An 8,963-nucleotide genomic window follows, 5' to 3' on the forward strand; every position below is an offset into this window, starting at 1 on the left:
TCGCGTTCGGGCTGGAGAACCGCGGCGTACCGGCCGACGAGATCTGGCCCCGGGTGGACGAGGCGCTGCACCGCGTCGGCTTCCCGTACCCCCGGCGCCAGTTCGTCGCCGACGCCAGCCACGAACTGCGGACGCCCCTCGCGGCGATCCGAGGCTACGCGGAGCTGGCCCGGCGCGGTCGCGACGAGGTTCCCGCCGACGTGGCGCACGCGCTGCGCCGGGTGGAGTCGGAGAGCACCCGGATGACCAGCCTCGTCGACGACCTGCTGCTGCTGGCTCGCCTCGACTCCGGTCGGCCGCTCGCGGCGGACCCGGTCGACCTGACCGCCCTGCTCGTGGACGCGGTCAGCGACGCGCACGTCGCCGGCCCCGACCACCGCTGGCAGCTCGGTCTGCCCGAGGTGGCGATCCGGGTGCCCGGCGACGCCGCGCGGCTGCACCAGGTGGTGGCGAATCTGCTCGGCAATGCCCGGGTGCACACCCCGCCCGGCAGCACTGTCGTCACCACGCTGGCCGTCGACGCCGACAGCGCCGTGCTCACCGTCGCCGACGACGGGCCCGGGGTGCCGGCGGAGCTGCGACCGGAGATGTTCGAACGGTTCGCCCGCGGCGACAGCTCCCGGTCCCGGGAGCACGGCAGCACGGGCCTCGGCCTGGCGATCGTCGCGGCGGTGGTGGAGGCCCACCACGGCACCGTCGCGGTGGACAGCCGCCCCGGGCGGACCGTGTTCACCGTCCGGCTGCCCAATCCCACAGCGGACGCCTAGTCGGCGCGCGGATACACCGGGGGGTCAGCCGCGCAGCACCTCGGCGAGGACCTCGACGACGCGCCGGGTGTGACGCCCGTCGGGGTCCTCGTCAACGTTCAGGTCGGTCACGCTCATCCCGAGCAGCCGGTCGGCGCGGGCCAGTGGGGTGACAAGCGCGATGAGGTCCGCCCAGCGCGGCCCGTCCGGCTCGGGGTAGGTCACCGCCGGCAGGTCGCGCGGGTCCACCACGTCCAGGTCGAGGTGCAGCCAGGCGGGCGCGTCGCCGTCGGCGGCCAGCGCGGCCCCGACCGCCCCGGCGCCCCGGCGCAGCAGCTCGGCGGCGGGCACCTGGTGGATCGCCGGATCGATCCGGGCCGCCTCGACCCGGCTGCTCTCGTCGGTGGCCGGGCGGTGCCCGAGCAGGTGTACGCGGCCCGGGTCGAGCAGTGCGCCGTCCGGCCCGATGGCGGCCGGGCCGTGTCCGGTGACCACGGAGAGGTCCATGTCGGCGGCCTCGCCGGTGGGCGAGGTGACGCCATCGAGGAAGTCCGGGTGGGCGTCCACGAACCACAGCACGGTCGCCGGGGGCAGGGCCCGGCAGATGCCGGGCAGGATCGCGCAGTCCCCGCCGAGCACCAGCGGTCGATGGCCGTCCGCCATGAGCGCGCCGACCCGCGCGGCGATCGCGGCACCGGCCCGGACCAGGCCCGCGGCGCCGATCACCCCGCTGGCCGGGTCACGGATCGGGTCGCGCAACCGCGCCTCGTCGATCTGCCCACCGTCGTCGGCGGACAGGGCGTCGCACAGGCCGGCCCGGCGTAGCGCGTCGGGCGCCCGTTCCTCACCGCGCCCGGCTCCGGAGGAGTCCAGGGGCGCGTCCACCACCACCCAGCGCACGTCCGCAGCGTACCGGCGGGGGTGGTGTCCCGGTCCCATTCTGTGGTGAGGCTGGGAGTCCGCGAATGTGCCCGCGACGCGGATGGCGATCAGCGTACGGTGAGGGACAAGTCCGGCTTTCTAGGTCAAAACCCTCACGGTGTACGCCTGGGACCGGGGTCAGGACGGGCGAGGGCAAGGAGCGATCGGTGATACATCTGGCCTACCTGGACGCGGGATCCGGCAGCCTGATCGTGCAGGCGGTCGTCGGCGGGGTGGCCGGCGCCGCGGTCGCCGCCAAGCTCTACTGGCGACGCCTCGTCGACCGGTTCCGCCGGCAACCGACCGACCAGCGGTGAGCGGGCCGGTCCCGACGATGGCGATCTCACCCACCGAGGCGCGACCCGAGCCGGCCTCGTTCCGCGACCCCGCCAACCGCGTCTTCCACGTCGGCGACGAGGTGCTGCGCGGGCTGGACCCGCAGGCCGCCGAGCACTGGCGTGCCCTGGCCGGCAGCACGTTCTTCCCGGCCCTGGTCGCCGCGCGCAAGGTCTGCGCCACCGAGGACGCCCCGTCGACACTGGTGCCCGCCGCGACCGGCACACCGTGGGCTGCCGTGCTGCGCCACGAGCGCATCCCGTTCGTCTCCCACCCGTACGAGTGGTCGTTCGGCATGCTGCGCGACGCCGCCCTGCTGCACCTGGAGATCCTGCGCGCCGCGCTCACCGACGGCTTCACCACCAAGGACGGCTCGGCGTACAACCTCCAGTGGCGCGGCGCGGAGCCGGTCTTCATCGACATCGGCTCCTTCGAGCCGGTCCGCGACGGCGAGCCGTGGGCCGGTTACCGGCAGTTCTGCCAGACCATGCTCTATCCGCTGATGCTCACCGCCCACCTGGGCGTCGACTTCCAACCCTGGCTGCGCGCCCGGGTCGACGGCATCGAGGCCGACGAACTCCGGCCCCTGTTCGGCGGCACCCGCCGGCTGCGCCCCGGCGTGCTGACCCACCTGCACCTGCACGGCGCCATGCAGCGCCGCAACGCCGCCGCCAGCACCACCGACGTCCGCGACCAGCTACGGGCCGCGGGCTTCTCCCGGGAGCTGCTGCTGGCCACCGTGCGTGGCATGCGCAAACTGGTCCGCAGGCTGGACCACCGCCCGGCGGAGAGCCACTGGTCGGACTACCAGCACACCTGCGGCTACTCGGCCCGCGACCGGGTGGCGAAGGAGCAGTTCGTCGCCGCCGCGGTGGCCGCCGGCGCCCGCCCCCGCCTGGTGCTCGACCTCGGCGCCAACGACGGCCGGTACTCCCGACTGGCCGTCGGGCACGCCGACTACGTGGTCGCCGTCGAGCAGGACCCGGCGGTGGTCGACGAGCTGTACCGCAAACTGCGCGCCGAGGGACAGCGCCGCATCCTGCCGCTGGTGCTGGACCTCGCCGACCCGTCACCGGGCGGAGGCTGGCGGGGCGTCGAGCGGGCCGGCTTCGCCGAACGGGCCTCCGCCGACGTGGTGCTCGCCCTGGCCGTGGTGCACCACCTGGCGATCGGGCGCAACGTGCCGCTGCCGGAGGTCGTCGACTGGCTGACCGGGCTGACCACGCCCGGCGGCGCGGTGGTGGTGGAGTTCGTCGCACCGGAGGACCCGATGGCGACCCGACTGCTCGCCAACAAACCCGCCGGCCTCTTCCCGGACTACCGGCGCGACACCTTCGAGGCGTTGCTCGCCGCCCGGGGCCGGATCACCGACCGGCTGGAGCTGCCCTCGGGCACCCGCACGCTCTACCGGACGGTGATGGGTGGCTGAACCGGCCCCGGTCGACCCGCCGCGCTCGGCCTCCGGGCGGTGGGGCCAGGGCTGGCGGGGCGAGCTGGGCCGGCTGCTGGAGGTGATCGCGCTGGTCGGGCTGGTCGTCACCCAGCCACTGCTGGACGTGCTCGGCCGCAGCCCCGACTTCTTCCTTTTCCACCGCGCCGACCCGGCCCAGATCCTGTTGCTGACCGCCCTGGTGGCGGTGCTGCCCACGATCGCGGTGGCAGTGCTCGGCGCGCTCAGTCGACTGGCCGGCCGGACCGCCCGCGCCCTCACCCACACCGGGCTGGTCGGGCTGCTGCTGGCCGCCCTCGCCGTGCAGGTGGGCCGGCACGTGACGCCGCTTCGGGGCGTACCCCTGCTGCTGGTGGCCGTGCTGGCCGGTGCCGGCGGCGCGGTTGCACACCGGCGGTGGCGGGCGCCGGGCCTGGTGCTGCGACTGGCCGCCGCCGGGCCGGTGGCGTTCGTGGCGCTCTTCCTGCTCGTCTCACCCACCTCGGCGGTGGTGCTGCCGCGCGGCGACGGCGGTGCGGCCGGCACCGCGCAGGGCACCGGCGTGCACCCGCCGGTGGTCATGCTGATCCTCGACGAGTTGCCGCTGGTCAGCCTGCTCGGCGCGGACGGGCGGATCGACGCCACGAGGTACCCGCACTTCGCCGAGCTGGCCGGTGGCTCGACCTGGTACCGCAACGCCACCGGGGTCAGCGGCTGGACACCCAACGCGCTGCCCGCGATGCTCACCGGCCGGTACCCGGCGAAGCCGGTCGCCCCGCACTACTCGCAGTATCCGGACAACATCTTCACCGCCTTCGGCGGCCTGTACGACATCCGCGCCGAAGAGAGCATCACCCGTCTGTGCCCGCCCAGCCGCTGCGAACAACCGGTCGCCCCCGAACAGGGGCTCGGTGTGCTGGTCCGGGAGACCGGCAAGCTGCTGAGCCAGGTCGCCGGGCCGACGGAGAGCGCCGTCGACCCGGAGGACTCCTACCGGGAGCAGACCCGCGCCGAGGCCGGGCTGGACGCGGCCGAGCCGGTGCCGGCCGATCCGACGTTCCGCTGGGACAGCCTGGATGACAACCAACCGGCCCGGTTCACCAGCTTCCTGGCCGGGTTGACGCCGATGTCCCGGCCCACCCTGCACTTCCTGCACCTGCTGATGCCGCACTCGCCGTGGGCGTACCTGCCCTCCGGGGCGCGCTACGACGCCCCCGAGGACCTGCCCAACGACGGCGCCGGCTGGATCGACCTGGCCCGGCAGCGGCACCTCGCCCAACTCGGCTACACCGACCGGCTGATCGGCGAAACCCTGCGGACGTTGCGCGCCAGCGGCCTCTACGACCAGGCCCTCGTCGTGGTCACCGCCGACCACGGGGTCAGCTTCCGCCCCGGCGCGCAGGGCCGGGGCATGGACGCCATCAAGGCCGCCGCCGGTGAGGTCGCCTGGGTGCCGATGTTCGTCAAGGAACCTCGGCAGCAGACCGGGCGGGTGGACGACCGCAACTGGGAACACGTCGACCTGCTGCCGACGGTGGCCGACGAGGCCAACATCCGGCTGCCCTGGCGGGTCGACGGCCGCTCCGCCCGGCAGGCCCCCCGCACCGACGGCACGAAACACTTCTACGACCGCCCCGGCGAACCGGTCACCTTCCCCGGCGGGGTGCCCGCCCCGCCGCCGCTGCCGACACCGCACCCCCTGGTCGGCACGGAGGTACGCGCCGGACCGGCCGGCGGCAACGCCCGGGTGGCCGACCTGGCCGCGTTCACGGCCATGGACCCGGACACCGGCACCCTCCCGGCGCTCGTCTGGGGGGATGTCCCGGACCGGATCCCGGACGGCACGTTGCTGGCGGTGGCCGTCAACGGCCGGATCGGGGCCGTCGTCCCGGTGGTGCCACCCGACCCCGGCGGACGTCGGTTCGCCGCGCTGCTCACCGACGACAAGCTGTTCCACGCCGGTAGCAACCAGCTCGACGTCTTCCAGGTCGCGACGGACGGTACGCTGCGACGCCTCGCGCTGTCCTGACCTGGTCCCCGGGCTCGTCCCGTCTACCGGGAAGCCGGGTTTCCCGGCGGCCGGGTCGGGAATCGGGTGACGCATACCTCACCGTCGAACCACGGCGGGCGTTGTCCCCCGAGCCGCAATTACGGTAGAAGCGAAGGCAATTCAACGTAGATCTGCCGGCGAAGCGAGGAACCACATGACGGAAGTCAAGCTCGATCACCCCGGTGGGCAGCTGTCGATGCCGGTACACCCAGCGGTCGAGGGCCCCGCCGGTATCGGGGTGAGCAAGCTGCTGAAGGAAACCGGGATGACGACGTACGACCCCGGTTTCGTCAACACCGCGGCTGCCTCATCGGCGATCACCTACATCGACGGCGACGCGGGGATCCTGCGTTACCGGGGATACCCGATCGAGCAGTTGGCCGAGAAGTCCTCCTTCCTGGAGGTCTCCTACCTGCTCATCTACGGTGAGCTGCCGACCGAGCAGCAGCTGACCGAGTTCACCGAGTGGATTCGGCGGCACTCGCTGCTGCACGAGGAGATGCGCCGCTTCTTCGACGGCTTCCCCCGGGACGCCCACCCGATGGCGGTGCTGTCGTCCGCGGTGAGCGCCCTGTCCACCTTCTACCAGGACAGCCTGGACCCGTTCGACTCCGAGCACGTGGAGATTTCCACGGTCCGGCTGATGGCGAAGGTGCCCACCATCGCCTCGTACGCCTACAAGAAGTCCATCGGGCAGCCGCTGCTCTACCCGGACAACTCGCTGGGGTACGTGGACAACCTGCTGCGGATGACCTTCGGCGTGCCGGCGGAGCCGTACGAGGTCGACCCGGTGATGTCGAAGGTGCTGGACATGCTGTTCGTCCTGCACGCCGACCACGAGCAGAACTGCTCCACGTCGACCGTCCGTCTGGTCGGCTCCAGCAACGCCAACCTGTTCGCCTCGGTCTCCGCTGGGGTCAACGCGCTGTTCGGCCCGCTGCACGGCGGCGCCAACCAGGCGGTGTTGGAGATGCTCCAGCAGATCCACGCCGGCGACGACGACGTCCGCTCCTTTGTCCGCAAGGTCAAGAACAAGGAGGACGGCGTCAAGCTGATGGGCTTCGGCCACCGGGTCTACAAGAACTACGACCCGCGCGCGGCGATCGTCAAGAAGGCCGCGCAGGACGTGCTGGGCCGGATGGCCAAGCCGGACCCGCTGCTGGACATCGCCATGGAGTTGGAGGAGATCGCCCTCGCCGACGACTTCTTCGTCTCCCGTCGGCTCTACCCGAACGTGGACTTCTACACCGGCCTGATCTACAAGGCCATGGGCTTCCCGACCAAGATGTTCACGGTGCTCTTCGCGCTCGGCCGGCTCCCCGGCTGGATCGCCCAGTGGCGCGAGATGATCAGCGACCCGGAGACCAAGATCGGCCGCCCTCGGCAGGTCTACGTCGGCGCACCCGAGCGGGACTACGTCCCTTCCAAGGAGCGCTGACCTCCTGACCTCCACGCGTCCAGCTCGCCGACGGCGAGACGGGGCGCACGCCAGGCACCACCGACAGGCCGTCGCCCCATCCGGGTCGGCGGCCTGCCGCCTTCTGAGCGCTCCGGGCGTTTCTCGGCCGCGCCGCGTGGCGTGGCGCGTTCTGGCTGGGTGAGTGGCGTGGCGCTCCGGGCGTTTCCTGGGCGGGCGGCGCTTCGATGCCCACCTCTCCTCGGCTCCCTGTAGAGCTGCCCCAGATATGGGGCATGCTTGCCGGTGCTCGTCGGCTTCGTGTCTCGTCGGCCTTGCGACTCGGTAGGGCCGAAAACCCGGGTTGATCTACTCCGTTTCACTGAAGTCGGGGTGGTGCGGTGGTACCGCGCCTTCGATGAGACCGAGTTGGTCAAGCCGCTCGAAACCTGCCCTCGCTCCTGGCCGGGCCGTTCTTACTCGGTCATTCCCGCACGCGTCGTCGTCGCCCGCGCCCCATATTTGGGGCAGCTCGACAGCGGCTGGGGCGTTAGGGCCTGTGTCAAAGTCCTCGGTCGAGCTGGGCCCGCCGCAGGCCGGCCAGGGGCTTTGACACAGGCCCTATCGGGTGGGTAGCGCGGACGCTTCCTGGCCGACGAACCCGGGTTCAGAAGGCGGAGATGTCTTGTGCTCGCTCGCTGCGGCTCAGGGCGCCGATCAGCGCGGACTGACCGTGGCGGCGTACGGCGAGCCGCACCAGCAGGTCACGCACGGGGTCGAAGACCTCCGCAGGGAACTCCGGAGTGGGTATGCCGACGCTCACCGCGAGGTCGTCGGAGTGCACCACGATCTCCAGTTGGCGGGTGAGCAGGAACTCGCTGCGCCGCAGGGCCCAGCCCTGCCACGGGATCGGCACGACGTCCCGGGCGGCACCACGCGAGAGCAGGTCGCTGACCTCCGCCAACGCGTCAGCGGAGCGGGCGTGCAGCTCCGCCGGCCCCCGGGCCGCTTCGGCCTCGTCCGGGCCCGAGGCGACCGACGCCTCGTCCGGAGCACCCTCGGTGACCCAGGCGGCCCGCTCGTAGTGGTTGTCGGCCGACTCCAGGGTGGGCAGGTCGGTCGACATCGGCAGCAGCTCCGCCGCCCGTACCGCCTGACGGCCCAGGTGGCAGGCGAGGCCCCCCACGGACAGGTGCGGCAGCGCGCTGGGATTCGTCCACCGCTCGGACACCTCGGGACGCCGGATCAGATCCAGCGCGATCGAGGCGGCGAGGGGGAAAGCGGAATCCAGGGCGTCGACAGGGCGAGACATCCGCACATTCTGGCAGGACCATCGGGTCGGCGCCGGGCAGCGAGGCGACGCGGCCGCCGGTCATCATCGGCAGCATCCCGGCCCGGGGTCGTCGCACGAACGGCGCGTGTGGCGGTCAGGGCAGGGCGACGTCGGGCACCGGCGGCGTCCCGGGACACGCGCGTGGCGTGCCACCTCACCGCAGGCCGGCGGCGGCGAGCAGGTTGCCCTCGGGCAGCGCGGGGAGGGCGCGACCCTGGGACATGCGCTGCTCGGCGCGTTGCGCGGTGAACGCGGCGTCGGTGGCGATGGCGGCGGCGTAGCTGGCGGCGGTGCGCTGGGCGATCGCCGACCAGCCGTACTGGTCGTGGACCATCCGGCGGGCGCGGCGGGCCATGACACGGGTCCGGTCCGGGTCGGACAGCAGCGCGTCCACCGCGTCGGCGAGCCCGTCGGGGTCGTGTGGGCGGAAGGTCATCCCGGTCACGCCCGGCTCGACGATCTCGGCGAGGCCACCGGTGGCGGCGACGGCGAGGGGTGCGCCGGCCGCGGCGCCCTCCAGGGCCACCATGCCGAACGGTTCGTAGATGCTCGGCACGGCGAAGCAGTCGGACGCGGCCATCAACGCCGGCAGGTCGGTCCCGCCGAGGAAGCCCGGCATGGTGACCATGCCGCCCAGGCCGCGGCGGTGCACCTCGGCCTACGCGCCTTTCAGGTGGCGGTCATTCCCGGCTTGTTGCAAACCCCCGATTACGCCTCGGCGGTGCTTTCCAGTGGGGTGCTCGACCCGGACG

Annotated in this window: 8 protein-coding genes and 1 pseudogene; 6 read left to right on the plus strand and 3 right to left on the minus strand. The window is 72.7% G+C overall.

Annotation, left to right across the window (positions count from 1 at the left end; genetic code table 11):
- The coding region (locus tag ABZU25_RS33930; protein ID WP_355033453.1) for an ATP-binding protein at positions 1–767 on the plus strand (767 nt) is incomplete at its 5' end.
- Positions 768–791: 24 nt separating this feature from the next.
- Here the strand turns inward: ABZU25_RS33930 and ABZU25_RS33935 are convergent.
- Positions 792–1,646 carry an arginase family protein gene (locus ABZU25_RS33935; protein WP_355033454.1) on the minus strand — a complete coding sequence of 285 codons (855 nt, stop codon included), beginning with the start codon at positions 1,644–1,646 and terminating at the stop codon, positions 792–794.
- A gap of 188 nt (positions 1,647–1,834) precedes the next feature.
- Here ABZU25_RS33935 and ABZU25_RS33940 point away from each other — a divergent pair, with 188 nt between their 5' ends.
- The 4 genes from ABZU25_RS33940 to ABZU25_RS33955 all read left to right on the plus strand — a co-directional run bounded on the left by ABZU25_RS33940 (position 1,835) and on the right by ABZU25_RS33955 (position 6,920).
- Entirely contained in the window at positions 1,835–1,984 is a 150-nt protein-coding gene (locus ABZU25_RS33940; RefSeq protein WP_007459587.1) for a hypothetical protein, read from the plus strand.
- A gap of 17 nt (positions 1,985–2,001) precedes the next feature.
- Positions 2,002–3,432, plus strand: coding sequence for a class I SAM-dependent methyltransferase (locus ABZU25_RS33945; protein WP_355033458.1), 1,431 nt, complete (start codon positions 2,002–2,004; stop codon positions 3,430–3,432).
- Entirely contained in the window at positions 3,425–5,461 is a 2,037-nt protein-coding gene (locus ABZU25_RS33950) for a sulfatase-like hydrolase/transferase (protein ID WP_355033455.1), read from the plus strand. The genes ABZU25_RS33945 and ABZU25_RS33950 overlap by 8 nt, the downstream gene beginning before the upstream one ends.
- A gap of 175 nt (positions 5,462–5,636) precedes the next feature.
- Positions 5,637–6,920 (plus strand): citrate synthase, encoded by a 1,284-nt coding sequence (locus ABZU25_RS33955; RefSeq protein WP_355033456.1) that lies wholly within the window; start codon positions 5,637–5,639, stop codon positions 6,918–6,920.
- Positions 6,921–7,545: 625 nt separating this feature from the next.
- Here ABZU25_RS33955 and ABZU25_RS33960 read toward each other — a convergent pair.
- Both ABZU25_RS33960 and ABZU25_RS33965 read right to left on the minus strand, forming a co-directional pair.
- Positions 7,546–8,190 carry a maleylpyruvate isomerase N-terminal domain-containing protein gene (locus ABZU25_RS33960; protein WP_355033457.1) on the minus strand — a complete coding sequence of 215 codons (645 nt, stop codon included), beginning with the start codon at positions 8,188–8,190 and terminating at the stop codon, positions 7,546–7,548.
- Between the two features lie 175 nt (positions 8,191–8,365).
- Positions 8,366–8,869 (minus strand): annotated as a pseudogene (locus ABZU25_RS33965) (glycosyltransferase); the annotation flags it as partial.
- Between ABZU25_RS33965 and ABZU25_RS33970 the strand changes: the two are divergent.
- Positions 8,858–8,963 (plus strand): Scr1 family TA system antitoxin-like transcriptional regulator (locus ABZU25_RS33970; RefSeq protein WP_355033459.1); only part of this gene is annotated, 106 nt, incomplete at its 3' end. The pseudogene ABZU25_RS33965 and the gene ABZU25_RS33970 sit on opposite strands and share 12 nt — an antisense overlap.

This window comes from Micromonospora sp. NPDC005215 (assembly GCF_040607915.1).
Classification (GTDB): Bacteria; Actinomycetota; Actinomycetes; order Mycobacteriales; family Micromonosporaceae; genus Micromonospora.